Source organism: Agathobacter sp. (assembly GCF_977054825.1).
On the sequence record NZ_CDRTEH010000024.1, the window covers coordinates 1 to 24,213 of the forward strand.

Annotated in this window: 27 protein-coding genes and 1 other RNA gene; 22 read left to right on the forward strand and 6 right to left on the reverse strand. The window is 42.7% G+C overall.

The genetic code is table 11. From position 1 onward, the window contains the following. Positions 1 to 502 precede the first annotated feature (502 nt). Positions 503 to 1,834, forward strand: a complete 1,332-nt coding sequence (locus ACW6PM_RS12705) for an ATP-binding protein (RefSeq protein ID WP_456057384.1) — start codon at positions 503 to 505, stop codon at positions 1,832 to 1,834. Positions 1,835 to 1,948: 114 nt separating this feature from the next. Here the strand turns inward: ACW6PM_RS12705 and ACW6PM_RS12710 are convergent, their stop codons facing one another. Beyond that, positions 1,949 to 2,536 carry an NADH peroxidase gene (locus ACW6PM_RS12710; protein WP_012741214.1) on the reverse strand — a complete coding sequence of 196 codons (588 nt, stop codon included), beginning with the start codon at positions 2,534 to 2,536 and terminating at the stop codon, positions 1,949 to 1,951. Positions 2,537 to 2,600: 64 nt separating this feature from the next. Further along, positions 2,601 to 2,987, reverse strand: coding sequence for a Fur family transcriptional regulator (locus ACW6PM_RS12715; protein WP_308650949.1), 387 nt, complete (start codon positions 2,985 to 2,987; stop codon positions 2,601 to 2,603). Positions 2,988 to 3,251: 264 nt separating this feature from the next. Between ACW6PM_RS12715 and ACW6PM_RS12720 the strand changes: the two genes are divergently transcribed. From ACW6PM_RS12720 to ACW6PM_RS12760, 9 genes are all read left to right on the forward strand, one after another. Then, positions 3,252 to 4,019, forward strand: coding sequence for a DUF6128 domain-containing protein (locus ACW6PM_RS12720; RefSeq protein ID WP_456057385.1), 768 nt, complete (start codon positions 3,252 to 3,254; stop codon positions 4,017 to 4,019). A gap of 125 nt (positions 4,020 to 4,144) precedes the next feature. After that, positions 4,145 to 4,927: a uridine phosphorylase gene (gene udp, locus ACW6PM_RS12725; protein WP_456057386.1), complete on the forward strand. Its 783-nt coding sequence runs from the start codon at positions 4,145 to 4,147 to the stop codon at positions 4,925 to 4,927. 35 nt (positions 4,928 to 4,962) lie between these two features. Then, a complete protein-coding gene (gene deoC, locus ACW6PM_RS12730; protein WP_456057387.1) occupies positions 4,963 to 5,616 on the forward strand; it encodes a deoxyribose-phosphate aldolase in 654 nt (217 codons plus the stop codon). A 34-nt stretch (positions 5,617 to 5,650) separates the two neighbouring features. Next, positions 5,651 to 6,070, forward strand: a complete 420-nt coding sequence (locus ACW6PM_RS12735) for a cytidine deaminase (RefSeq protein ID WP_456057388.1) — start codon at positions 5,651 to 5,653, stop codon at positions 6,068 to 6,070. A gap of 119 nt (positions 6,071 to 6,189) precedes the next feature. Continuing rightward, complete coding sequence (gene add, locus ACW6PM_RS12740; RefSeq protein WP_456057389.1) at positions 6,190 to 7,176, forward strand: adenosine deaminase; 987 nt, start codon at positions 6,190 to 6,192, stop codon at positions 7,174 to 7,176. A gap of 55 nt (positions 7,177 to 7,231) precedes the next feature. Then, positions 7,232 to 8,419 (forward strand): phosphopentomutase, encoded by a 1,188-nt coding sequence (locus tag ACW6PM_RS12745; RefSeq protein ID WP_456057390.1) that lies wholly within the window; start codon positions 7,232 to 7,234, stop codon positions 8,417 to 8,419. A gap of 69 nt (positions 8,420 to 8,488) precedes the next feature. Continuing rightward, positions 8,489 to 9,310, forward strand: coding sequence for a purine-nucleoside phosphorylase (locus ACW6PM_RS12750; protein ID WP_456057391.1), 822 nt, complete (start codon positions 8,489 to 8,491; stop codon positions 9,308 to 9,310). A gap of 75 nt (positions 9,311 to 9,385) precedes the next feature. Then, a complete protein-coding gene (locus tag ACW6PM_RS12755) occupies positions 9,386 to 9,823 on the forward strand; it encodes a DUF4869 domain-containing protein (protein WP_015517711.1) in 438 nt (145 codons plus the stop codon). Positions 9,824 to 9,831: 8 nt separating this feature from the next. After that, positions 9,832 to 10,800 (forward strand): ATP-binding protein, encoded by a 969-nt coding sequence (locus ACW6PM_RS12760; RefSeq protein WP_456057392.1) that lies wholly within the window; start codon positions 9,832 to 9,834, stop codon positions 10,798 to 10,800. Between the two features lie 80 nt (positions 10,801 to 10,880). Here ACW6PM_RS12760 and ACW6PM_RS12765 read toward each other — a convergent pair whose 3' ends face one another. Further along, the gene (locus ACW6PM_RS12765; protein ID WP_456057393.1) at positions 10,881 to 11,426 is read right to left on the reverse strand and encodes a GNAT family N-acetyltransferase; all 546 of its coding nucleotides are present in this window, start codon (positions 11,424 to 11,426) and stop codon (positions 10,881 to 10,883) included. A gap of 64 nt (positions 11,427 to 11,490) precedes the next feature. On the opposite strand from ACW6PM_RS12765, the gene tadA reads away from it, so the two are divergent. The 12 genes from tadA (at position 11,491) to cysK (ending at position 21,799) form a co-directional block, all read left to right on the forward strand. Beyond that, the gene (gene tadA / locus ACW6PM_RS12770) at positions 11,491 to 11,964 is read left to right on the forward strand and encodes a tRNA adenosine(34) deaminase TadA (protein ID WP_041253796.1); all 474 of its coding nucleotides are present in this window, start codon (positions 11,491 to 11,493) and stop codon (positions 11,962 to 11,964) included. A gap of 374 nt (positions 11,965 to 12,338) precedes the next feature. Then, positions 12,339 to 12,599: signal recognition particle sRNA large type (ffs, locus tag ACW6PM_RS12775), an RNA gene on the forward strand. A 236-nt stretch (positions 12,600 to 12,835) separates the two neighbouring features. Beyond that, the gene (gene nudC / locus ACW6PM_RS12780; RefSeq protein ID WP_456057394.1) at positions 12,836 to 13,720 is read left to right on the forward strand and encodes an NAD(+) diphosphatase; all 885 of its coding nucleotides are present in this window, start codon (positions 12,836 to 12,838) and stop codon (positions 13,718 to 13,720) included. A 42-nt stretch (positions 13,721 to 13,762) separates the two neighbouring features. Then, positions 13,763 to 14,197, forward strand: coding sequence for an RrF2 family transcriptional regulator (locus ACW6PM_RS12785; protein ID WP_117715400.1), 435 nt, complete (start codon positions 13,763 to 13,765; stop codon positions 14,195 to 14,197). Between the two features lie 19 nt (positions 14,198 to 14,216). Then, positions 14,217 to 15,410 carry a cysteine desulfurase NifS gene (nifS, locus tag ACW6PM_RS12790; RefSeq protein ID WP_118004093.1) on the forward strand — a complete coding sequence of 398 codons (1,194 nt, stop codon included), beginning with the start codon at positions 14,217 to 14,219 and terminating at the stop codon, positions 15,408 to 15,410. 71 nt (positions 15,411 to 15,481) lie between these two features. Then, the gene (nifU, locus tag ACW6PM_RS12795; protein ID WP_012741233.1) at positions 15,482 to 15,928 is read left to right on the forward strand and encodes a Fe-S cluster assembly scaffold protein NifU; all 447 of its coding nucleotides are present in this window, start codon (positions 15,482 to 15,484) and stop codon (positions 15,926 to 15,928) included. Then, a complete protein-coding gene (gene mnmA, locus ACW6PM_RS12800; RefSeq protein ID WP_456057395.1) occupies positions 15,928 to 17,010 on the forward strand; it encodes a tRNA 2-thiouridine(34) synthase MnmA in 1,083 nt (360 codons plus the stop codon). Before nifU ends, mnmA begins: the two co-directional genes overlap by 1 nt. Positions 17,011 to 17,218: 208 nt before the next feature. Then, entirely contained in the window at positions 17,219 to 17,758 is a 540-nt protein-coding gene (locus tag ACW6PM_RS12805) for an RNA polymerase sigma factor (RefSeq protein WP_456057396.1), read from the forward strand. Next, entirely contained in the window at positions 17,748 to 18,497 is a 750-nt protein-coding gene (locus tag ACW6PM_RS12810) for a hypothetical protein (RefSeq protein WP_456057397.1), read from the forward strand. The genes ACW6PM_RS12805 and ACW6PM_RS12810 overlap by 11 nt, the downstream gene beginning before the upstream one ends. After that, complete coding sequence (locus ACW6PM_RS12815; protein WP_456057398.1) at positions 18,472 to 19,356, forward strand: ABC transporter ATP-binding protein; 885 nt, start codon at positions 18,472 to 18,474, stop codon at positions 19,354 to 19,356. Before ACW6PM_RS12810 ends, ACW6PM_RS12815 begins: the two co-directional genes overlap by 26 nt. Beyond that, positions 19,346 to 20,548: an ABC transporter permease gene (locus tag ACW6PM_RS12820; protein WP_456057399.1), complete on the forward strand. Its 1,203-nt coding sequence runs from the start codon at positions 19,346 to 19,348 to the stop codon at positions 20,546 to 20,548. Before ACW6PM_RS12815 ends, ACW6PM_RS12820 begins: the two co-directional genes overlap by 11 nt. Positions 20,549 to 20,866: 318 nt before the next feature. Beyond that, entirely contained in the window at positions 20,867 to 21,799 is a 933-nt protein-coding gene (gene cysK, locus ACW6PM_RS12825) for a cysteine synthase A (protein WP_448755316.1), read from the forward strand. 101 nt (positions 21,800 to 21,900) lie between these two features. On the opposite strand, the gene ACW6PM_RS12830 is transcribed toward cysK, so the two are convergent. The 3 genes from ACW6PM_RS12830 to ACW6PM_RS12840 all read right to left on the reverse strand — a co-directional run bounded on the left by ACW6PM_RS12830 (position 21,901) and on the right by ACW6PM_RS12840 (position 23,993). After that, positions 21,901 to 22,500: a TIGR04100 family radical SAM protein gene (locus ACW6PM_RS12830; protein WP_456057400.1), complete on the reverse strand. Its 600-nt coding sequence runs from the start codon at positions 22,498 to 22,500 to the stop codon at positions 21,901 to 21,903. Further along, positions 22,500 to 23,045, reverse strand: coding sequence for a TIGR04002 family protein (locus tag ACW6PM_RS12835; RefSeq protein ID WP_308650976.1), 546 nt, complete (start codon positions 23,043 to 23,045; stop codon positions 22,500 to 22,502). The genes ACW6PM_RS12830 and ACW6PM_RS12835 overlap by 1 nt, the downstream gene beginning before the upstream one ends. Positions 23,046 to 23,144: 99 nt before the next feature. After that, positions 23,145 to 23,993, reverse strand: coding sequence for a pyridoxamine kinase (locus ACW6PM_RS12840; protein WP_456057401.1), 849 nt, complete (start codon positions 23,991 to 23,993; stop codon positions 23,145 to 23,147). Positions 23,994 to 24,213 lie beyond the last annotated feature (220 nt).

A 24,213-nucleotide genomic window follows, 5' to 3' on the forward strand; every position in this document is an offset into this window, starting at 1 on the left:
TGGAAGAATGTATGCCGGTGGAGGAGAACTTACGGAAAATATTGATGATGTTGGAGGAGTTGGCACAGCAGAGTTTGCAAGTAAAGCTATTGATATATTTTATATGAGCAGAAGGTAAATTCCAGTTGTATGTATGATAAATCTAAACAGTATTTTAGCAACATATCCAGAGTGGGGGCAGAAAGTGCCCCCACTTTCACCATTTTGGGGCGAAAAGCACCATCAAATATAATAAATAAAGGATCAAGGGAAAAATCCCTTGCAAGAAAAGTAGCGTGGCGAAGACGATGAAGTAATGAAAAATAGTGAAAAAATAGTGTAATTTTAAATACAAAAAAAATCCAACGAGAAAGAAATAATTATTTACCACAACCACAGAACTTTTGAATATAAGCACAAAATCACTGCAATAAATATTGAAGAAACGCATATAATATAAAATATATAAATTGAAGGAATGCATATTTTGTGATATAACATACTTATATTGGTGGAGGTAATTATGTATTTTAAAAGAAAAGCATACGATAAATTATTGGAATGGAAAAAGCTATATTCAGAAAAATATGCGGTATTGTTGGAAGGCGCAAGGCGAGTTGGCAAGTCGACTATTGCGGAGACCTTTGCAAAAAATGAATATAGATCCTATATTTTAATTGATTTTTCCAAAACAACAAGTAATATTCTGGAATGTTTTGATGATATAGGGAATTTAAATATTTTTTTTCTGAGGCTGCAGGCAGAAACCGGAATCACATTGTATGAACACGAGTCCCTCATTATTTTTGACGAAGTACAGTTGTTTCCAAAGGCCAGACAGGCAATAAAGCATCTTGTACATGACGGCAGGTACAGCTATCTGGAAACAGGCTCTTTGATCTCGATAAAGAAAAATGTAAAGGACATCCTGATTCCATCCGAGGAAATGAAGCTGGAAGTATATCCCATGGATTACGAAGAATTCTGTGATGCCACGGGCAATAATTATGGGTTATTGCAGCAGATTTATGATAGCGGAGCAGCTATTGGACAGGCAACTAACCGTAAATTAATGAGAGACTTGAGAATTTACATGGCAGTAGGGGGAATGCCACAGGCAGTAGAAGCGTATGTTAATGGAAAAAACTTTTCAGAAATAGATATGGTAAAAAGGCAGATCATATCTTTGTATGAGGAAGATTTTAAAAAAATCGATGCCTCCGGAAGAATATCGGCATTATATCATGCGATTCCGGCGCATCTGGCAAAGGATGCAAGAAAATATCGTATTACCACAGCAATCGGAAAAAGAAATAACACGAAAGCAGAAGAATTATTATACGAGCTGATAGATTCAAAAACGGTTCTGCCATGCTATAATTCTAACGATCCAAGGGTCAGCCTGACGGACACAAAAGATTTTGACAGTTACAAGTTATATCTTTCAGATATAGGATTATTTGTTACACTGATGTTTATTGACCGTCCGGTGACGGAAAATGATATTTATGCGAAGTTACTTTCTGATAAATTACCGGCAAATCTGGGGTATCTTTATGAGAATCTGGTCGCTCAAATGATTACAGTCTCTGGGAGAAAACTGTACTATCATACCTGGGAGAAAAAAGGGAGTACGCATTATTATGAGGTGGATTTCCTGATTTCGGAAGGAAGTAAGATAAATGCATTTGAAGTTAAGTCCTCAGGATCCGGAAAACATGAATCCATAAGGGAATTTTGCAGAAAATATTCTCAGAATATTAGCAAGGCGTATTTAATATCACAGAAAGATGCAGGAAAGGAAGAAAATCTATTGTTAGAACCGTTTTATCTCTTACCGTTTTTGGTAAAATGAGTTTGATAATTTCAAGTTTGCAGAACCTGACCAAAATAAAACCAGTTCGTAAAAAGACACTTTTACGAACTGGTTTTTGCGTTGCATTTAAAATGATATTTATCTATTTTGTAATTAACCGAAATATCTGTCAAGAAGTCCCTTAAGGGCTCTTCCGTGTCTAGCCTCGTCACGAGCCATCTCATGAACGGTATCATGGATTGCATCAAGGTTGTTCTTCTTAGCACATTTAGCAAGGTCAGTCTTTCCTGCTGTAGCACCGAACTCACAGTCAACTCTCCAAGCGAGGTTGTCCTTTGTAGTAGCCTTCATGTTTGGCTCAAGGTCCTCACCGAGCATCTCTGCAAACTTAGCTGCATGCTCAGCCTCTTCGTAAGCTGCCTTCTCCCAGTAGAGACCAATCTCAGGATATCCCTCGCGATGAGCTACACGAGCCATGCAAAGATACATACCTACCTCAGAGCACTCGCCCTCGAAGTTAGCCTTTAACTGCTCGAAGATGTATTTCTTATCTTCATCAGAGATTTCAGGATTGTTCTTAACAGTTGAAGCATATACTCCAAACTCATGCTCTGCAGCAAGTGTTAAATCTCCCTCAACCTTCTTGAATTTATCTGCGCCAACGTGGCATACCGGACACTCTGCCGGTGGATTCTCTCCCTCATAAACGTATCCACAAACTGTACAAACCCATTTTGCCATAATAATGTTCCTCCTTTTAAAGAATAGTAAATAAATGTTTAATTGTTGTAAAAATTGTCAGGCTCTAGGAAAGCTCATTCTCACAATCCGGACAAAGTCCCGTAAACGAAACTGAGCAGCTCTCAATGGCTAAATCAGTGGATTCCTGCACCTGTGTCATCAGATCATCGGCGAAGTCCAAATCAATATCCATCACGCGTCCGCAGCCTCTGCATATAAAGTGATAATGAGGCGCCGTGTTGTAGTCGTAATGGTCAGGACCAACTCCTGTCGAAATCTTGATGATCTCACCAATTTCCTCAAGCAAGGAAAGGTTTCTGTAAACAGTTCCCAGACTGATGTTTGGAAATTCTTTTTTGATATTCTGATAGATAGTTTCAGCAGTCGGGTGATCGGTCCGGCTCGCCAGAAAGTTGACTATCGACTCTCTTTGACGACTATACTTAATCATGTGAATCTCCTCTCAAATGAAATCAGGAATTGTTACTGATATTAATATACACGAAAGTACTATAGATGTCAAGAGAAAAATAAGAATAATTCCTATTTTATTTTAAATAAAAATTCTGATGCGCCATGCTGGTCATGTAAGCAGCAGATTTTCTTGCTCTCAAGATGGCTCGAATACCTATAAATCAAGTATAAATAAATAATACACATAATATCACTGCTTCACTCATAGAATAATACAAAACGCGCAGGCGGCTAAATAATCATGAAGAGATTCGTTACATACCTGTATTTATATGATGGCAGAATTAAAGGAAATAATGCAGGCTTTATAAAAGTAGAAATAAATGGTGAAAAAAGTGCATTTCTCGTGCAGATAAAAAATCTCGGAAAATATTCCGGAAAAGGAAGAGTGTATCTGGTATACGGGGCGGGAGCAGCCATAGAGGCAGGAATACTTACGGTAAAAAACGGTGAAGCACGCGAGATATATAATGTAGATACAGAAAATGTAAAGGACAGCGGAAAGACATTTTTGCAGGTGCTTGGTGTGAGGATAGAGCTGGAAAATGCAGATGAAAAATTTCTGGCGAGCTGTTGGACGGATAACACGGCGGCAGTTATAGAAAAACCGCTCAAGGCACAAGAGGATTTATCAAATAAGCAAAAACCTGTATCGACTCCTAGGCCTGAACCGGGCAGTCAGAAAGAAATCCATAGTCAAAATGTTGATGACAGTCCTGAGAAAATCAGACGCATAGACATATCAGAGCTTCGCACACTTCCGGCCAAAAACTGGTACATAGTAAATAACAGCTTCCTTGCGCACGGTTATGCAAACTATAAGCATCTCGTCATCAAAACGGAAACAGATGGCAGGCAATACCTCGGAGTGCCGGGCGTGAGCGAGCCGCAGGAGCGCATGCTTGCAGGGATATTCGGCTTCACGGAATTTGAGCCGGCCGCCCCGGCAAATGCAGCAGATGTAGATAGCGGAGTGTTCGGATATTGGTTCTGCCCGCTGACGATTTGACAGTATTATAAGAAAATTGTGGCATGCCACAATTTTCGTATTACATAAACATTTCTCTGCACAAAACCACAGAAATTGTGTATAATTAAAGCTAACAGAAGAAAAGCTGTGGGAGGTGGCATTACATGAAAAATTATTCAAAGGATCCTGACAGACAGTATCATATCCAGGTCGCAAAGGGAGAGGTCGGCCGGTATGTTATCATGCCGGGAGACCCGAAGAGGTGTGTTAAAATAGCACAGTACCTTGACAATCCGGTCCTTATAGCGGACAACAGGGAGTTTATCACATACACCGGTACATTGGATGGGGTGAAGGTCAGCGTGACATCGACCGGCATCGGCGGACCATCCGCATCCATTGCGATGGAGGAGCTGTATAGATGCGGTGCAGATACGTTTGTGAGAATCGGAACCTGTGGAGGCATGCAGACAGACGTGAAAAGCGGTGACATCGTGATTGCGACAGGCGCCATCCGCATGGAGGGCACATCAAAGGAGTATGCGCCGATAGAGTTTCCGGCTGTGGCAGATTTAGATGTTACAAACGCGCTTGTTGCGGCAGCAAAGCAGAAAAACTTTACGCATCACACAGGCGTGGTGCAGTGCAAGGATGCATTTTACGGACAGCACGAGCCGGAAAAAATGCCGGCAGGCTATGAGCTTATCAACAAATGGAATGCATGGAGGATGCTTGGCTGTCTTGCGTCAGAGATGGAGTCTGCAGCGCTTTTTGTCGTTGCGGCAAAGCTTGGAGTCAGGGCTGGCTCATGCTTCCTTGTGGTTGCAAATCAGGAGAGGGAAAAGCTTGGGCTTGAGAATCCTGTGGTGCGCGATACGGACATGGCAGTTCAGGTGGCGGTTTCGGCAGTGAGAAACCTCATTCGTGGGGATTGTGCCGAGAAATAAGTCATATATTAAAACACAGAAACGGAGAACAGACATTGGATATAAATGAAATTTTAAAACACGTGGACCATACACTTTTATCCCCGCAGGCTACATGGGATGAAATCAAGCAGATATGCGATGATGCAATAAAGTATCAGACTGCATCGGTATGCATACCGCCGAGCTACGTAAAGCAGGCAGCAGATTATCTGGGTGAACGGGTAAAGGTCTGCACAGTGATAGGCTTCCCTAACGGATATTCGACCACTGCGGTGAAGGCCTTTGAGACAGAGGATGCTCTTGCAAACGGAGCAGCAGAGATAGATATGGTCATCAATATCGGCTGGCTCAAGGATAAAAGGTATGAGCTGATAGAGGATGAAATAAAGAAGCTCAAGTCCATATGCAAGGACAAGGTGCTAAAGGTCATCATCGAGACCTGCTTTCTCACAGATGATGAGAAAATCAGGATGTGCGATATCGTGACGAGCGCAGGGGCCGATTACATCAAGACATCCACAGGCTTTGGCACGGCAGGCGCGACCTTTGACGATATAAAGCTGTTTTCGGAGCATATCGGAGAGTGTGTGAGGATGAAGGCCGCCGGAGGCATTTCTTCATTAGACGATGCAGAAAGGTTTCTTGAGCTTGGCGCTGACAGGCTTGGGACAAGCCGTGTGGTGAAGCTTGTTAAGGCTATGGACTAATCTTTGTATACAATGAATAACCGGGGAATTATATATGGATAAAAAAACAATTGAAAAACTGATTGATACAGCCCTTGCACAGCTTGATTTTTCATATGCGCCGTACTCAGGCTTTAATGTCGGTGCAGCGCTTTTAGCAAAAAACCAAGTAGTCTATACCGGCTGCAATATAGAAAACGCAGCCTACACACCGACAAACTGTGCGGAAAGAACAGCATTTTTCAAGGCAGTGAGTGAAGGTGTGCGGGACTTTGAGGCAATCTGTATCGTGGGCGGAAAGAACCAAAAAGCGACAGGTTATACCGCACCATGCGGAGTATGCCGCCAGGTTATGATGGAGTTTTGTAATCCTAAGACCTTTAAAATAATACTGGCAATTGACAGGGAAAATTATAGGATTTATACGCTTGAGGACATGCTTCCGCAGGGATTCGGACCTGCGAACCTTGAGTAGAGCGACCTGTAGCTGTACCTTTAATGGACTGTATAATGGGCGGTAATATTTGTTGATTATATGGTGGTGTGAACATCGGCTGCCTCAACAGGAAGTAGGAAACCGGAAATGGGGGAAATATGGAGAGAGAAGAGAATATAAGAGACAATATAATCAAGATGCCGAAAATCGAGCTTCACTGCCATCTGGATGGCTCCTTAAGTCGTGAATTTGTTGAGAAAAGGCTTGGCAGGACGGTGCAGGAGGCAGAGCTTAGCGTGTCGGATGACTGCACGAGTCTCGCACAGTATCTGGAGAAGTTTGATTTACCGGGGCAGTGCATTCAGGATGAAGAGGGACTTGAAGGAGCCGCCTATGATGTGCTTAAGAGCATGCACCGGGAAAACGTAGTATACGCGGAAATCCGTTTCGCACCACTGCTTTCGGAGAATGAGCGGATGAACTGCGAGCGCGTGATAGAGGCGACAATTAAGGGACTTGAGAGAGGAAAAAAGGATTTTGGCATAGAGTATGGGCTTATCGTGTGTGCCATGAGGCATCACAGTGAGGAGCAAAACAGACGCATGCTGCACACCGCAAGGGGATTTTTGGGCGCGGGCGTGTGTGCGGCAGACCTCGCAGGTGCTGAGGTGCCTTACCCTATGTCCGGCTTCATGGAGCTTTTCAAATATGCAAAGCAGCTTGGCATGCCTTTTACCATCCATGCGGGAGAGTGCGGAAATGCACAGAATATAATAGACGCAGTGGAGGTCGGAGCAGCCAGGATAGGCCATGGAATAGCCATGAGAGGCCACGAAGAGCTTGAAAGGCAGCTTTCGGCAAAGGGCATAGGTATCGAGCTTTGTCCGATAAGCAACCTGCAGACCAAGGCGGTGGCATCCTCAGACGAATATCCCATCAGGGAGTTTTTGAACGCGGGATTAAAGGTCACAATAAACACAGACAACCGCACCGTCAGCAATACAACTCTGTCAAAGGAGCTTGAGTTCATAGAAAAAACCTATGGCATACGCGATGAGGAGCTGCCGCTTATGATGAAAAATGCACTGGACGTGGCATTTGCGGATGATGCGGTGAAGGAGCGGATTTTCAGAAAGCTGGTATAGCGCAGGGGCTCCCCGCAGCACAAATTTACGGACCGGAAAATGGAGGTATAACACCATGAAGAAATATAACAGAATTTTTGTGATAGTCCTAGACTCTTTGGGAATCGGTGCGATGCCGGACTCAGAAAGGTTTGGAGACACAGATGTAGACACCTTTGGGCATATACTTGAGAGGATGCAGACTCTCGACATCCCAAATCTTACAAGGCTTGGAATGCTCAATCTGCATTGTGGCGGTCAGATGCAGCCGGCTGCTGAGCCAATCGGACGATTTACGCGGCTGGCAGAGGCAAGCAACGGCAAGGACACGATGACAGGTCACTGGGAGATGATGGGCATAAAAACCGAAAAGCCGTTCAAGACCTTCACAGAGCACGGATTTCCACCGGAGCTTATCGCTGAGCTTGAGAAGCAGTGCGGAAAAAAGGTCATAGGCAACAAGAGCGCCAGCGGCACAGAGATAATCGAGGAGCTCGGAGAGGAAGAGATAAAGAACGGCTCGATGATTGTGTATACATCAGCGGATTCGGTGCTTCAGATTTGCGGCAATGAGGAGACCTTTGATTTACAGAATCTCTACCGCTGCTGTGAGATAGCCAGAAAAATAACACTTAGGGACGAGTGGAGAGTAGGGCGCGTCATCGCAAGACCGTATGTGGGAAAGAAAAAGGGTGAGTTCGTGCGAACCTCAAACAGGCATGACTACGCACTTAAGCCTACAGGTCTTACGGCGTTAAATGCATTAAAGGACAGTGGGCTGGATGTCATTTCAGTCGGCAAAATCAATGATATTTTCTGCGGAGAGGGCATTACAGAGGCATTCCGCTCAAAGAGCTCGGTTCATGGAATGGAGCAGACCATTGATATTTGCAAGAAGGATTTTACCGGGCTATGCTATGTGAATCTGGTCGATTTCGACGCACTGTGGGGACACCGCAGAAATGTGACAGGCTACGGAGAGGAAATAGAGCGATTTGACAAAAATCTGGGCATTTTAATGGATAAGCTAAGGGATGATGACCTGCTCATACTGACCGCAGACCACGGAAACGACCCTACCTACAAGGGAACGGACCACACACGCGAGTATGTGCCGTTTATCGCGTATTCAAAGAGCATGAAGTGCGGCGGCGCAATTGAGGAGGAAGCTACCTTTGCGGTGATTGGAGCCACAATTGCAGACAACTTCGGCGTAAAAATGCCGGAGGGTACCATCGGACATTCTATTCTTGAAGAGCTTTAAGGGGTAATATCTCAGGAATGTTTTAAACTTAAACAGAAAATATAGCAACAGAAAATATATGGAGAAAAAATGAACAGGATATATGAAAAACTCACCACATGTCTTGCAAGTGTGCGTGAAAAAACAGATTTTGTACCAAAAACAGCCATAGTTTTGGGCTCAGGGCTTGGAGACTATGCAGAGCAGATTAAGATAGAGACAACCATAGATTACAAGGATATCGAGGACTTTCCGACATCCACGGTTCCCGGACATAAGGGCAGATTTGTATTTGGATATGTGGATAGTGTGCCTGTTGTCATCATGCAGGGCAGAGTCCACTATTATGAGGGCTATCCGATAACAGATGTTGTGCTTCCGACACGCCTCATGGGAATGATGGGCGCAAAAAAGCTAATACTCACAAATGCGGCAGGAGGTCTCAATACTGATTTTAATCCTGGCGACTTTATGCTGATTGCAGACCATATCGCGACAGCCATACCAAGTCCACTGATCGGAGCCAATATTGATGAGCTGGGTGAGCGTTTTCCGGATATGAGCGAGGTATACAGCCGCAGAATGAGAGAAATCGTAAAAGAAAAGGCGGATAAGCTAGGCATAAAGCTGAGAGAGGGAGTCTACGTACAGCTCACAGGCCCGCAGTATGAGACTCCGGCCGAGGTCAGGATGTGTAAAATCCTGGGAGGAGATGCCGTCGGAATGAGCACAGCCTGTGAGGCACTTGCAGCGCGTCATATGGGGCTTGAGGTTTGCGGAATCTCATGTATCACCAATCTGGCAGCAGGACTATCCGACAAAGAGCTCAACCATAAGGAAGTGCAGGAAACCGCAGACCGCGTGGCAAAGCAGTTTACAGAATTGATCACTGCTGTGGTGAGAGAGGTGTAAATGCTTAGAAACTTGACAATGAATCGTATCATAGCGTATACTTTAGAATCCTAACAAATGGGATGGAGGATTTCAATGTTAAATATATATTTAGGGGATATGGAAAATGCAATTTACCATCCTCCTGTGTATTTTGATAATACATATGAAGATGAATGGATAACGGATGAGCTGTCTGTCAAAATGATAAAAGATATAGATAAATCAGACGTCATTGGACCACATCTGGTACAAAGCCCGATACTGGGACCGATATCCACAAAGGAATTGTCCGGTGGAGTGAAAACCCTTATGTTGATGGCTTTTGATGATAGCGGAAAAATTTTTAATGCTTCAGCGTGTGGTGATAACTGCGCAAAGTGGATATTGAGAATTGCGGGCAAAAAGAATCTGACAATTAATCTGCATCATATAATGGATTTTGGTAAAGATTTTGAGGCAAAGATACTGAATACGGGAGAAATAGTTCACAGTATGGCTGAATTCATCAGTGTTGCAGGCAAATATGTATAGGAGAAGGTATGAAGGGCAAGCATAAAATTGTTGTGAAAAACAATAGACTTCATTATGAATTTGAAATAAAAAGAAATATTACGATAATAAAAGGGGACAGTGCTACAGGAAAAACAACACTCATAAATATGATCAGACAGTTTGCAAACCTGGGTAATGCAAGCGGAATTGAAATCGAATGTGATGTTCCGTGTACAGTTCTTGAGGGAAATCTGTGGCAGATGCTGCTCAAAAATTTATCAGGAAATATCATTTTTATTGACGAAGAAAATCAGTTTATAAGACAGCAAGAGTTTGCTGAACTTGTAAAGGCGTCAGATAATTATTTTGTGATAATAACAAGAGAAAACCTGTACAATCTGCCATATAGTGTTGAAGAAATATATGGACTGTATTCTTCAGGAAAGTATCAGAACACAAAGCAAATATATCAGGAGATGTATCATATTTATCCTTTAAATCAGGATCTTTCATGTAAACCTGAAAAAATAATTGTTGAAGATACAAATTCTGGATATGAGTATTTCAAGGCAATATCGAAAGAAAAAAATATAGTGTGTGAAAGCGCTGGTGGAAAAACAAAAATATTTGCTATGCTAGAACAACTAAAAGCTGAAACAGAGAGTATTTGTGTAATAGCTGACGGTGCAGCAATTGGTCCGGAAATGGATGCATTATATAAAATGTCTGTGGAAAGAGGCAATATAAAGTTATATCTGCCGGAATCATTTGAGTGGATTATACTCAGTTCTGAGTTGCTTGAAGACAAAGATATTAAGGATATTTTGGACAAACCAGAGGATTATATAGAAAGTCAGGAATATTTCAGTTGGGAGCGATTTTTTACAAAGCTGCTTGTTGATAAAACAGCAGGAACATATTTGAAATATCAAAAAGGAAAGCTTAATCCTACATATTTGCATGAGAAGAATAGAAATAAAATTTTGAAAAATATAAAAAATAGTATAGATTTTTAAAAGGTATGATAAATTGGCGCAGGAATTGTTCCCTGCGCCAAATTTCATAATAATGTATTATGAGAAATACACAAATTTAATCATTTATTAATTAGCCCGTAAATATAGTGATTACACCAATGCCCATGCAGCATCAGATAATCCCTAAGCAGTCCCTCCTGCACGAAGCCAAGCTCATTAAGAAGCTTCATCGAAGGCACATTGCCCGGGTGGACAACCGCCGTCACCTTGTGCATGCGAAGCTCATTAAAGGCAAGCTTTGTGCAGAAGCCGACTGCCTCAGTGGCATACCCCATGTGGTGAAACTCACTGGAAAATTTATAGCCAATCTCACAGCTTCCGTAAAAAGCCGGAGCGATATTATGTATACACACAGTGCCGATAATCCGACACGGATTTTCTTTCTCAAAAACATAAAATCTGAAAAGCTGTGATTTGACAGCCATATTGTATTCATATCTGAGCACCTTTTGCAGGTGCTTCACGGTATAAAAGTCAGGCACACGGTCTATCTCATACATTTCGAAAAGCTCTTTATCCCTATTGTAAAAATCCAAAACCTGCGGAGCGCAATCAGCGCGCAATACCTTAAGAAGCAGGCGTGGGGTTTCATATTCAAAAAACATATTTTCCTTCTTTCACATTTGGTGTATCATGATAAATAGATTATAACACATGGAGCAGACAAATATGACACAAGATGAAAAATATATGAAACAGGCAATAAAACAGGCAAAAAAAGCATATGCACTCGATGAGGTGCCGATAGGCTGCGTAATTGTAGCCGGTGACAAAATTATTGCACGCGGCTACAACCGCAGAAATACCGACAAAAATCCACTCGCTCACGCTGAGCTCTCTGCCATCCGCAAAGCCAGCAAAAAGACAGGAGATTGGCGTCTCGAGGAATGTACCATGTACGTCACTCTTGAACCTTGCCAGATGTGTGCCGGAGCAATAGTACAGGCACGCATTCCCAGAGTGGTAATAGGTGCCATGAATCCGAAAGCAGGCTGTGCAGGCTCAATCATCAATCTACTGCAGATGCAGCAGTTTAATCATCAGGTGCAGACAGATATAGGCATCTGCGGCGACGAATGCAGCACCATGCTTTCCACCTTTTTCAAGGAGCTGCGAAAGAAGCGCAAGCTTCAAGGGCAGTAAAGCCATTTGTCGTTAAAACCACAACGTAAGGCATGTAAGCCCCGGGTACCGGACGCGCACACATACTCTCACGAAGCGCGAATAGCGAAGAGGTTTAGATACTGTAGAAATTATGCCCATGAGACACAGAAACGCCCCGGCATGGACGCAGGGGCGAGGAGAACCGCGCCATGGACGGCGCGTTTCGACGGTTTCGTCAAGCATAGAAAAACATCAAGCATAATTTTGTACAGTATCTTAGCCACGTAGCGTAGCGACGGCGGGAGAGTATGTGTGTGAGTCAGTAGTACCCGGGGCTTGCATGCCGTAATCATATCCAAGGAAGTTGCAATAAATCTTGACAAAACCCTGCAATATAGCGTATACTTAAGACTCCGAGCAGCCGGGGTGGTAGCGGTACCTTGAACCAACAATCCGCTATAGTTGGGGTGATGCTTCGTAGAGGGCTTAAGCGGTGGAGCTGCCCTCCATAAGTGGCGTTGACGTCTGGGTCTTGCGCAATGGAAATCTATGAACCGTGTCAGGGTGGGAACACAGCAGCACTAAGTAGAAGCTTTCATGTGACGCGAGGCAGCCTGGAGGGAGTTAACTGTGGAGGTAACGTCTGTTGTGATAGTTCGAAGCGAGGCGCTCGGATTTTTAGCGTATAAAAATCGTATGATAACATAGGTAATCAGCGGAAATTCTATTTCCGGGCTGATTAACTATGTTATCAGACGGTGCAACGGAAACCGAAAATTGTAGCCACGCAGTGGCGGAGAAGCCTCGAAAGAGGCGAATTTTCGGCTGGAGTGGCACGGGTTTATACGCGCGTATAAAAATCGTATGATAACATAGGTAATCAGCGGAAAAAGGAAAATCGAGGCATACCATGATTCAGGACATTGCACCACACACGTGGGACATAACATACAAAAACATACAGCCGGACCCGGACAGCAGGGTCCTTTTTTTTAGCAGGGGACAGCTTCTGGTGCAGCAGGCATCGGACATGCCTGCTAACGAATCCAATCAGGATATTCATCAGATAAGCTTTCCAAGATATGAGGATATAAAAACAGAATGCCCCGATGCTAAATATCAGTATCTGTTTACACTTGACGATACTGCATTTTTCAGGGTGGCACTGTCACATGCCAACAAAATGCATATACTGGAAGTAACAGGTGGCAAATTCATAAACCGGCACTATATGCGCAGCGCGGCACCGAAGGAGTACGTGCTTGCCGCGATAACGGGATTTCATCTGGATGGCTGGTATGATAAGAACCATTTCTGCGGCAGATGCGCCAACAGGCTTGTGGAGGACGACGTGGAGCGCATGCTCAGATGTCCGGTCTGTGGAAACATGGTTTACCCGCGCATCAATCCGGCAGTGATAGTGGGAGTTACCAATGGAGATAAGCTGCTTTTGACAAAATATAATGGCAGAGAGTATAAAAAGTACGCACTTGTGGCAGGCTTTAACGAGATAGGTGAGTCGCTTGAGGAGACCGTACGCCGTGAGGTCATGGAGGAAACAGGACTGCGTGTGAAAAACATCAGATACTATAAATCGCAGCCGTGGGGCTTTACCGACAATATACTTGCGGGATATTTCTGTGAAGTTGACGGAACAGATGAGATTGAGGTTGACATGCAGGAGCTTTCGGTGGCAAAATGGGTGTCAAGAGAAGAAATACCTACATCCCTAGAGGAATTAAGCCTGACAAATGAAATGATTTCTGTTTTTCGGCTTGACAAAGGCGATTTCTGAATGTATAGTAAAACAGTAGGAAATGAAACAGAGGTGCTATAAATGAAAATTTCAACAAAAGGACGTTATGCTCTTCGCCTCATGATGGATCTTGCAGAGAACAACAATGGTTCACCCATCAGCCTGAAGGATGTAGCGAAGAGACAGGATATTTCAGATAAATATCTTGAACAGATTATATCCATTTTAAACAAGGCGGGCTACGTCAGAAGTGTCAGAGGCGCCCAGGGCGGCTACATGCTGAAGATGGAACCGCAGAACTACACAGTCGGCATGATTCTCAGACAGACAGAGGGCAGCCTTGCGCCGGTAGCATGTATAGAGGATGACGAGATAGTCTGCGACAGACAGCAGCAGTGCGTCACATCTATTGTGTACAAGAAGATCAATGATGCAATCTCAGGTGTGGTTGACAATATCACATTGCAGGATCTGGTAGACTGGCAGAACGAGAAGAACGGAAATTATGTCATATAAAGAAAGAAGGTTATCATAGATGAGCAGATTAATTTATTTGGATAATGCGGCAACCACACAGGTATATCCGGAGGTTGTGGATGCAATGCTTCCTTACTTTACAGAGCATTACGGCAATCCATCAGCTATATACAGCTTTGCAGATGAGGCAGAAAGAGCAGTGGATCATGCCAGAGGAGAGGTCGCAGACCTTATCGGAGCAAAGAAGGATGAGATATATTTCACAGGCGGCGGCAGCGAGTCCGACAACTGGGCATTAAAGGCTACAGCAGAGGCATATGCCGCAAAAGGAAAGCACATCATCACATCAGCCATCGAGCATCATGCAATTCTTCATACAGCACAGTGGCTTGAGAAGCATGGCTTTGAGGTGACATATGTGGGTGTTGATGAGGACGGAAAAATCAAGCTTGATGAGCTTAAGGCAGCCATCAGACCTGACACAATCCTTATCTCAGTGATGGCGGCAAACAACGAGATTGGAACTATCCAGCCGCTTAAGGAAATCGGAGAGATAGCAAAGGAGCATGGCATTTTGTTCCACACAGATGCAGTTCAGGCATTCGGACATATTCCGATTAATGTAGATGATATGCATATTGACATGCTCAGCGCCAGCGGTCACAAGCTCAACGGACCAAAGGGCATCGGCGTGATGTATATCAGAAAGGGCGTAAAAATCCGTTCATTTATCCACGGTGGAGCACAGGAGCGCCAGAGACGAGCAGGAACACACAATGTGCCGGGTATCGTAGGACTCGGCAAGGCAGTAGAGCTTGCAAAGGCCAACATGGCAGAGCGCAGCGCATATGAGACAAAGCTCAGAGACCACCTCATCGAGAGAGTGACAAGCGAGATCCCATATACACGCTTAAATGGACACAGAACAGACAGACTGCCAAACAATGCAAACTTCTGCTTCAGATTCATCGAGGGAGAGTCAATGCTTATCCTGCTTGATCAGGCAGGCGTATGCGGCAGCTCAGGCTCAGCCTGCACATCAGGCTCACTCGACCCATCGCATGTGCTCCTTGCAATAGGACTGCCACATGAGATAGCGCACGGCTCACTGCGTCTTACATTATCAGAGAAGACCACTCTTGAGGATATCGACTATACAGTGGACAAGTTAAAGGAAATCATAGCAAGGCTCAGAAGCATGTCACCGTTGTACGAGGATTTCGTAAAGAAAAACGGCAAAGCAGAGGCATAAATGATCAGGTCAAAATTATAGTGACTATCACAACATTAATATATACATGAAAATTAGGAGGAACTAAGGACATGGCATACAGTGAAAAGGTAATGGACCATTTTAACCATCCAAGAAACGTAGGAGAGATGGAGAATCCAAGTGGTGTCGGCACAGTAGGAAACGCAAAGTGCGGAGACATCATGAGAATGTATTTGGATATAGATGACAACGGCATTATTCAGGAGGCCAAATTCAAGACCTTCGGATGTGGCGCAGCAGTTGCAACAAGCAGTATGGCAACAGAGCTCGTAAAGGGCAAGACAATCCAGGAGGCACTTGAGGTCACAAACAAGGCAGTTATGGAGGCACTTGACGGACTTCCACCTGTAAAGGTACACTGCTCACTTCTCGCAGAGGAGGCAATCCATGCGGCACTCTGGGATTACGCAGAGAAAAACGGCATCAAAATCGAGGGACTTGAGAAGCCTGTAAACGATATCAGCGAGAAGGAAGAGGCGCCTGAGGAAGACTATTAATGAAAAAGAAGGTTGTAGTAGGAATGTCGGGCGGAGTGGATTCGTCAGTAGCGGCATATTTATTAAAGGAACAGGGATACGACGTCATCGGAGTCACAATGCAGATATGGCAGGACGAGGACGTATTTAAACAGTCACAGGAGGGCGGCTGCTGTGGGCTATCCGCGGTGGAGGACGCCAGACGAGTGGCAGCAGTGCTTGATATTCCGTATTATGTGATGAACTTCAAGGCTGATTTCAAGAAATATGTCATAGACTATTTCGTATCCGAATATGAGCGCGCATACACGCCAAATCCGTGTATCGCCTGTAACCGTTATGTGAAATGGGAGTCGCTGCTTCACCGCTCGCTCGAGATAGGAGCAGACTATATAGCAACAGGCCATTATGCCCGCATAGCACAGCTTCCAAACGGCAGATACACCATAGCCAACTCAGTCACAGCGGAAAAGGACCAGACATATGCGCTTTACAATCTGACACAGGAGCAGCTTCGTCGCACGCTGATGCCTGTTGGAGAGTATGAAAAGCCACAAATCCGCCGTATCGCAGAGGAAGCAGGACTGCCGGTAGCGCACAAGAGCGACAGCCAGGACATATGCTTCGTGCCGGATCACGACTATGCCTCATTCATAGAGAATGAGACAGGAAAAACCTATGAGCCGGGAAATTTCGTGGATGAATCGGGCAATATCATCGGCCGTCATAAGGGCCTCATCCACTATACTATCGGACAGCGCAAGGGGCTTGGAATCACAGCCGCAACGCCTTTATTCGTAAAGGAGCTGCGTCCGGCAACAAATGAGGTCGTAATCAGCACAAATGAGTCACTTTTCTCAGACACCTGTTATATCAGCGATATAAACTATATGGCGCAGGAACACATCACACTTGGCACCCGCAGTATAGGAAAGGTACGCTACTCTCACAGAGGAGCTTACTGTACACTCACCCCTATGGAAAACGGCATGATAAAATGCGTATTTGACGAGCCGCAGCGCGCCATGACACCGGGGCAGGCAGCGGTATTCTATCAGGATGGGCATGTGCTGTGCGGTGGAACAATTGAAAAGATGTCATAGTAAATTAGCAGGACTTTTGAACAGTCGCGAATATATTATAATAGAGCAGACAGCATAACTAAAATGCCGTCTGCTCTATTAAATTATAGGGAAGTTTAAAAATTATGAAATGCTTTGAAATAAAAATTTTATAAGCACTATCTTTTTAAGGGCTTAAATTGTTATACATTATAGACAAAGAAAAATAGCAAGGTAACAGGACAATAAGGTGAGCACTGATTATTGGTTGATTCAAAAGATAAAAAAAGGAAATACACAGGCCTGTGATGAACTGGTGTCAAAGTATTATAAAGATATTTTGAACTATTTTACATACAGATGCGTAAATAAAGAAACAGCAAAAGACCTGACACAGGATACTTTTTTGAAATTTTTTGAACATATATATGAGTATCAATTTCAAAATAAGACCAAAAATTATTTGTATACGATTGCAGGAAATCTTTTGAAAAATTCATTTGCAGGGAAAAATACAGTTTCATTGGATGAATACATAGAAAATGGAGGAGAGATATGTGAGCAGGCTGATAAGTATAATGCGTTGATTGATAGAACCGATTTTGCGTCGGTATTAAATAAGCTGCCGGATGATTTGAAGAAATGCATAAGTATGTATTATATGCAGGGGTATAAGCAAAAGGAAATATCAATTATGCTGGGAATATCATTACCACTGGTTAAGTACAGAATTAAAAGAGCAAAGAAAATATTAGAAAAACTTATGGAAGGGGAGGATTATGATGCTTAAGAAGCAGTGCACAAAACGAGAATATGATAAGGAAATCAGCCAAATTGTAAAAAAAGCAGGCAATGTCTTATATGAACAGGCTGAAAAAAACATGTTAAGCTATCATCAGTTTTTAAATATACAGCTAAAGCAGATTCAAAAACGATGGTGGGTGCTGCAGGCTTTTTTGCTGCTTATAATCTGCTTTTGGATTCATTCTGATAGAGATGGATATTACGTCAATAGGAGCCTTGGAATAGCCGGAGCTATGTTTATTATATTTCTTGTACCGGAGCTGTGGAAAAATGAAAAATATAAGTGCCTTGAGATTGAAATGTCATCCTATTTTTCTATAAGACAGATATATGCAGCGAGAATTTGTATTTTAGGAATCGTAGATATTTTTATGATAACGGTATTTGGCGTAGTTGTACATTTTGCATGTGATCAACCGGTGTATAGTATCGTTTTTCAATTCCTGTTACCAATGGTGGTAACAGCGAGCATCTGTTTTAAAACCTTAGATGGGAAAAATACATTGAACTCCGGCTGCGCAATCATAATGTGCTTTATATGGGTTGGCATCTGGTGGGGGATAGCATCAATTGAAGGCATATATGACGCTGTCATATATCCGATATGGGCTGTGGTGCTTATGGCTGCGATAATTTATTTAATTATAACAATAAAGCAATTTTTTGATAATTGTAATAAATACTGGGAGGTTAGATTAAATGAAATTGGCTATAGAAAATGTTGAAAAAAAATTTGATGAGTTTATTGCTGTTGATAACTTATCTATTGAAATGGACAATGGTGTATATGGATTATTAGGGGTAAACGGAGCCGGAAAAACTACATTGATGAGAATGATCTGCACATTGATAAAGCCTTCAAAGGGACATATTTTGTGTGATGGGAATGATATCTTTCAAATGGGCGCGGAATATAGGAAGATGCTTGGATATTTACCACAGGATTTTGGCTATTATCCGGATTTCAGCGTCAAGGATTATTTGCTTTACGTGGCATCAATTAAAGGGCTGCAGCCAATTGTTGCAAAAAAAAGAATGGAAGATTTATTGGAGCAGGTTGGAATGAGCAGATACAGCAGGAAAAAGATGAAGCATCTATCCGGAGGTATGCTTAGAAGAGTGGGAATCGCACAGGCTATGTTAAATGACCCTAAAATCCTAGTGTTAGATGAGCCTACAGCCGGATTGGATCCTAATGAACGCGTCCGGTTCAGAAATTTAATAAGCGAATTATCAACGGAGCGTCTGGTGCTGTTATCTACACATATTGTATCGGATATTGAGTATGTGGCAAACAAAATTCTACTCATGAAGGATGGAAGTATCAGGAAAAAGGGAACGGCAGGTGAATTGTTGTCCGGCATGAGTGAAAAAGTATGGATATGTAAAACTGATAAGAGCGATTCTGTTTTATTAAACAAAAAGTATAAGGTATCCAATATAAAAATGGAAGAGGACGAGGCTGTCTTAAGAATTATTTCTTCAAATAAGCCAATTGAAAATGCAGTTGAAACCAAAGCAACGTTAGAGGATTTATTTCTTGACTATTTTGATGAAATGGGGGAAGAAAACAATGAAATATGAAATTAAGAAAATAATTGTGAAGCCTGTAAATAGAATAGTCTTATTTATTACAACCATGATAGTAATCGTGTTTGCTCTGCTTGCGGTAAATGATGTTTCTTATAATAAAAATGACGGAACCACTGTACATGGACATTCTGCTGCTAAAGAGCTTACAGAAAAAAAGAACGAATGGAAGGGAAATTTGACAAAGGATACTTTGTTGAAGGTATATAGTTTTAATAAAGAAAACTCATCGCAGGAAGATGAAGATATTGAAAATGACGAGGCCTATTCAAAGATTCAGGGAATAATGGACATAAGAGACTTAATAAATGAGGCATTTTCTCCGGCGGATGAATATGATTATTATCGTATTTCTAAAATATCTAAGGATAGCTTAGAGCATTTTTATTCAACAAGAGAAAATGGGCTTGATGAGTATCTGGATGATGCCGGAACAAAATATTCAGGAGAGGAAAAAACATATATTTTAAATAAGTATGAAAATATGCAGAAACCGTTATATTATGAAGCCGCGGAGGGATGGAAAACATTATTGAAGGCTGCATATTTTCCATCAATTTTAATTATTGTTATATTGGCATGTGCTTTTTTGGTATCAGGTATCTTTTCAGATGAATTTAAATATAAAGCTGATAGTGTGTTTTTTTCTGCAAAGCTGGGACGAAGCAAAGCTATAATGTCAAAGATATATGCAGGGATAGGTACCATTACAGCAGTCTATTGGTTTGAGGTGATTTTGTTTACACTTATTGTCCTGGCAACACTTGGAATAAACGGAGCCAACTGTTTAATACAGACTGATGCGGATAATTGGCATAGTATTTATAATATAACGTTTTTCCAGGAATATCTTATTACAGTCGTGGGCGCATATATTGGATGTATATTTATATTATCATTGTCAATGCTCGTTTCGATACATACAAAGCAAGGCATTGTGGCAATTACTATTCAGTTTTTCTTTGTATGCGTCTGCCCGTTTCTCGGAAGGATTCCTATTCTTTCAGAAGCTGTAAATCTTTTGCCGGGACAGCTTTTGCAATTAAACACCTTGTTTAAATACATTTATCTGTATTGTATAAATGGCAGGGTTGTCGGGCTGATAGAATTAGTTGTTTTAATTTATTTTGTTGGGAATTTGTTTGTGATTCCGAGATTGTATTTTTCGATGAGAAAAATAAGGTAGTTATTTGGAAAAAATGTGTAACTACACATAGATTTTAAGATGAAACAACGTATACTCTTCTTAATCTGCTATTTTTTATGAGATTAAGAAGAGTATAACGATATATATTTTATTGATGGAGGTGCAAGAAAAGATCTGTTGACAAGGGAATAATAATAGCCATAAAAATAAAATATTAAAAACCCCATAAATTCCTGTTGACAGATAGGGATTCATGGGGTATATTTATATCAACAATTAATTCATACAAATACAGTATGAATATAGGAGATTAAAACAAAGCATTAACATTACAATGACATCAAGGAGGACACAAACATGTCAAACATTTATCAGGGAACATTAGGACTTATTGGAAATACACCGCTCGTAGAGCTTACACACGTAGAGAAGGCATTTGGACTTGAGGCAAGACTTCTTGCAAAGCTTGAGTACTTCAACCCGGCCGGATCAGTAAAGGACAGAATCGCAAAAGAGATGATTGAGCAGGCAGAGAGAGACGGAAAGCTCAAGCCGGGCTCAACAATCATCGAGCCAACATCAGGAAACACAGGAATCGGACTCGCAGCAATCGCAGCAGCAAAGGGATATAAGATTATCATCGTTCTTCCTGAGACAATGTCCATCGAGAGAAGAAACATCATCAAGGCATATGGCGCAGAGCTCGTGCTTTCAGACGGTACAAAGGGTATGAAGGGAGCCATCGCCAAGGCAGAGGAGCTTCATGAGCAGATTCCTGACAGCTTCATTCCTGAGCAGTTTGAGAATCCTGCAAACCCGGAGGCTCACAGAAAGACAACAGGTCCTGAGATCTGGAACGATACAGACGGACAGGTAGATGCATTCGTAGCCGGAGTCGGAACAGGCGGAACAATCACAGGAACAGGCGAGTACTTAAAGAGCAAGAACCCTGACGTAAAGATTATCGCAGTGGAGCCTGAGACATCAGCAGTGCTTTCAACAGGAAAAGCCGGAGCACACAAGATTCAGGGAATCGGAGCAGGCTTCGTACCAAACACATTAAATACAGAGGTATATGATGAGATTATCCCTGTATCAAATGAGGCATCATTTGAGTATGGCAAGATTATCGCAAAAGAGGAGGGCGTACTTGTAGGTATTTCTTCAGGAGCAGCTCTCTATGCAGCAATCGAGGTAGCCAAGAGACCTGAGTTCAAGGGCAAGACAGTAGTAGCACTTCTTCCTGACAGCGGAGACAGATACTACTCAACAGATCTTTTCAAGGACTAATATATTATCCATTTTAGGTATTTTTATCAAGATATAGCTAATATATTAGCTATAAATATTTTGGCTATTAAAAAAGGAACCCGCGGTTCCTTTTTTGGTGCCTAATTCGAAAAATGACGTATCTTCAGATGAATACCTCTCTCATCAGCAATCTGCTGACAAGTCTTTATATCCTCCTTAGGGAGCACATCCACGATGGAAAGCTGTGTATGCTTGATCATGCGGTTGCATTCCTTGGCAAAATCCAGCATAGCATCATAAGCATTGTCAAAGGTTGGTCTCGTGACCTTATTGTATTCCTCGGCATTTGCTGCATTCAAGCTGATGGAAACCGAATCAATATACTCAGAAAGCTCCGGCACTATATCCCTTCCGTGATAGAGATTTCCTAGTCCGTTAGTGTTTACACGTATAGGAAGCTTATACTTTTCCTTCACATATTTAGCTGTTTTCTCAAGGATATCCAGCGCACAGGTTGGCTCACCGTAGCCGCAGAAGACGAATTCCTCATAGCCTGTAAAATCAAATGCATCGATTGCAGCTATTATCTCATCATATGTTGGGTCCACCGTATGCCACAGTGATGTCGCATCACCTATTGCGTCCTTCTGAGAGCGTATACAGAATGTACAAGCGCAGTCACATTTATTTGTGATATTTGCATAAACCTCGTTTTTGTAGGTATAGATTATATCAGCCATTATTTAGTATCCTCCAATGTGAAAAATCTTCTCTTGAATCCGATTTTATCAAGCACCAGTCCAAGAATAACAAATATTATAGCACTTCCGCCGCTTTGTATACAGCTTCCCGGAACAGAAACCGGAATTATTGCGATGAGACCGGTGAAGGCCTGCTTTGTGAAACCGTATGTGATAAATGCCTCTGCAATGGCATAGCCGGTTGCGGAAATGGCGAAAGCTATGATTGTCGATACTACATTTCTCACGGTCACAATTTTATCTGATTTGTTGGTAAATGGGATGGATATGAGAGCCTTGATGATGATTGTTGCAGGCGCCCAGATAGGTGCAGTCAGCAAATCTGCCATGCCACCGCCGATAGCTGCGGCTGTCATTGCATACGGCCATGGAAGGAGGCAGGCTGCGATATAGATAAGGCTGTCACCAAAATGAATATATCCGCCATTTTGTCCTACCGGAATGTGACATATATATGCTGTGAAAATAGTAATCATGGCTGCCATGAGGGCAGTAAATGTGAGTTTTTTAACCTGCGAATTCATAAAATAGGTTCTCCTTTGTGTTGTATTACCCCGGGCTTAAGAGCTTGATTGAAAATCCGGTGCATTTTTCTGCAAGGTGTGATAAGAATCACATAAGCTTTACATCAGCTCCCGCAAAAACTTCTCGAAATTCACTCCGTCATTCGGCACGGTGTCATCATTCATGGTATCTGCGATGCTGTCATACAGGAATTTTCCGGCGCGCTCTGCGGCCTCCTCTGTGGAAAATCCGTTCAGCCTGCTTCCGCATATAACAGATGCAAACAAATCTCCTGTGCCCGAAAAGCTCACGTCGAAAAAGTGTGATCTGTGGGTTGTGGTGCCGTTTATGGTAGTCACGAGATTGTAGATAAAGGGAGACTTATCATCCCGGCATTTGATTCCGGTGATGATTACATCCTGGTTCTTCCCGGACAGGCATCTCAGCTTCTCGCTTATCTCTGTCGCAAGCGGCAGAAGCACATCCTTTCTCGTGTCGCTGTAAACCTTTTCGATATCATAGTCAGCCAAAAGGCATGCCTCGGTCAGATTTGGCGTGATGACATCGGCCTTCCTGGAAAGCGCCTTCATGCCATCCAAAAGAGCGGCAGAGTATATGCCGTAGGTTCTGCCGTCATCGCCCATCACAGGGTCCACGAGCAGCATCGTGTTTTCCTCATAAAAGACATCCAAAAAATCCATAAAAAGCTCAATCTGCTTCGAGCCTGTCATGAAACCACTGTAAATGCCGTCAAAGTGGGCATTGTTTTTCTGCCAGTTGTCGGTGTAGTCCTTAATCATGGCTGTCAAGTCTGTGCATTTATGATATTCATATCCTGTCTGGTTTGTCAGCACTGCTGATGCCATGGGACAGCACTGTACGCCCTGCGCGGACAGTACCGGGATTGCGGCAGTCAGAGAGCATTTTCCAAAGCCGGACAAATCGTTAAAAACGGCTGCTTTTTTCATATATCCTCCGAATGTTTTAATTAATCTTCTATGTTTATCTGCGGTTGTACACTTGTGGTGTGGCAGTCACCTGTGGCATAGGCTTGATTTATGACGTGCCGTGTGGGAGTTAAATGCCGCATCAAACAAAAGTGAGCGCAAAAAATACTCGTTCAAGCAACACAGCATGGAGCATGTGACAAATGTAAATAGCGCGTTTGATTTTTTGCGCTTGATAAAC

What these genes read in the sequence shown, in the direction of transcription:
- ACW6PM_RS12765 (WP_456057393.1), bottom strand. Translation starts at nt 11,426, where the DNA reads ATGTTTTTTGAATATGAAACCCCACGCCTGCTTCTTAAGGTATTGCGC.
- ACW6PM_RS12750 (WP_456057391.1), top strand. Translation starts at nt 8,489, where the DNA reads ATGAACAGGATATATGAAAAACTCACCACATGTCTTGCAAGTGTGCGT.
- ACW6PM_RS12715 (WP_308650949.1), bottom strand. Translation starts at nt 2,987, where the DNA reads ATGATTAAGTATAGTCGTCAAAGAGAGTCGATAGTCAACTTTCTGGCG.
- ACW6PM_RS12810 (WP_456057397.1), top strand. Translation starts at nt 17,748, where the DNA reads ATGATGCTTAAGAAGCAGTGCACAAAACGAGAATATGATAAGGAAATC.
- ACW6PM_RS12815 (WP_456057398.1), top strand. Translation starts at nt 18,472, where the DNA reads ATGAAATTGGCTATAGAAAATGTTGAAAAAAAATTTGATGAGTTTATT.
- tadA (WP_041253796.1), top strand. Translation starts at nt 11,491, where the DNA reads ATGACACAAGATGAAAAATATATGAAACAGGCAATAAAACAGGCAAAA.
- ACW6PM_RS12710 (WP_012741214.1), bottom strand. Translation starts at nt 2,536, where the DNA reads ATGGCAAAATGGGTTTGTACAGTTTGTGGATACGTTTATGAGGGAGAG.
- nifS (WP_118004093.1), top strand. Translation starts at nt 14,217, where the DNA reads ATGAGCAGATTAATTTATTTGGATAATGCGGCAACCACACAGGTATAT.
- ACW6PM_RS12830 (WP_456057400.1), bottom strand. Translation starts at nt 22,500, where the DNA reads ATGGCTGATATAATCTATACCTACAAAAACGAGGTTTATGCAAATATC.
- udp (WP_456057386.1), top strand. Translation starts at nt 4,145, where the DNA reads ATGAAAAATTATTCAAAGGATCCTGACAGACAGTATCATATCCAGGTC.
- ACW6PM_RS12760 (WP_456057392.1), top strand. Translation starts at nt 9,832, where the DNA reads ATGAAGGGCAAGCATAAAATTGTTGTGAAAAACAATAGACTTCATTAT.
- ACW6PM_RS12755 (WP_015517711.1), top strand. Translation starts at nt 9,386, where the DNA reads ATGTTAAATATATATTTAGGGGATATGGAAAATGCAATTTACCATCCT.
- add (WP_456057389.1), top strand. Translation starts at nt 6,190, where the DNA reads ATGGAGAGAGAAGAGAATATAAGAGACAATATAATCAAGATGCCGAAA.
- ACW6PM_RS12735 (WP_456057388.1), top strand. Translation starts at nt 5,651, where the DNA reads ATGGATAAAAAAACAATTGAAAAACTGATTGATACAGCCCTTGCACAG.
- ACW6PM_RS12835 (WP_308650976.1), bottom strand. Translation starts at nt 23,045, where the DNA reads ATGAATTCGCAGGTTAAAAAACTCACATTTACTGCCCTCATGGCAGCC.
- ACW6PM_RS12840 (WP_456057401.1), bottom strand. Translation starts at nt 23,993, where the DNA reads ATGAAAAAAGCAGCCGTTTTTAACGATTTGTCCGGCTTTGGAAAATGC.
- ACW6PM_RS12745 (WP_456057390.1), top strand. Translation starts at nt 7,232, where the DNA reads ATGAAGAAATATAACAGAATTTTTGTGATAGTCCTAGACTCTTTGGGA.
- ACW6PM_RS12705 (WP_456057384.1), top strand. Translation starts at nt 503, where the DNA reads ATGTATTTTAAAAGAAAAGCATACGATAAATTATTGGAATGGAAAAAG.
- ACW6PM_RS12820 (WP_456057399.1), top strand. Translation starts at nt 19,346, where the DNA reads ATGAAATATGAAATTAAGAAAATAATTGTGAAGCCTGTAAATAGAATA.
- mnmA (WP_456057395.1), top strand. Translation starts at nt 15,928, where the DNA reads ATGAAAAAGAAGGTTGTAGTAGGAATGTCGGGCGGAGTGGATTCGTCA.
- ACW6PM_RS12785 (WP_117715400.1), top strand. Translation starts at nt 13,763, where the DNA reads ATGAAAATTTCAACAAAAGGACGTTATGCTCTTCGCCTCATGATGGAT.
- cysK (WP_448755316.1), top strand. Translation starts at nt 20,867, where the DNA reads ATGTCAAACATTTATCAGGGAACATTAGGACTTATTGGAAATACACCG.
- ACW6PM_RS12720 (WP_456057385.1), top strand. Translation starts at nt 3,252, where the DNA reads ATGAAGAGATTCGTTACATACCTGTATTTATATGATGGCAGAATTAAA.
- nifU (WP_012741233.1), top strand. Translation starts at nt 15,482, where the DNA reads ATGGCATACAGTGAAAAGGTAATGGACCATTTTAACCATCCAAGAAAC.
- nudC (WP_456057394.1), top strand. Translation starts at nt 12,836, where the DNA reads ATGATTCAGGACATTGCACCACACACGTGGGACATAACATACAAAAAC.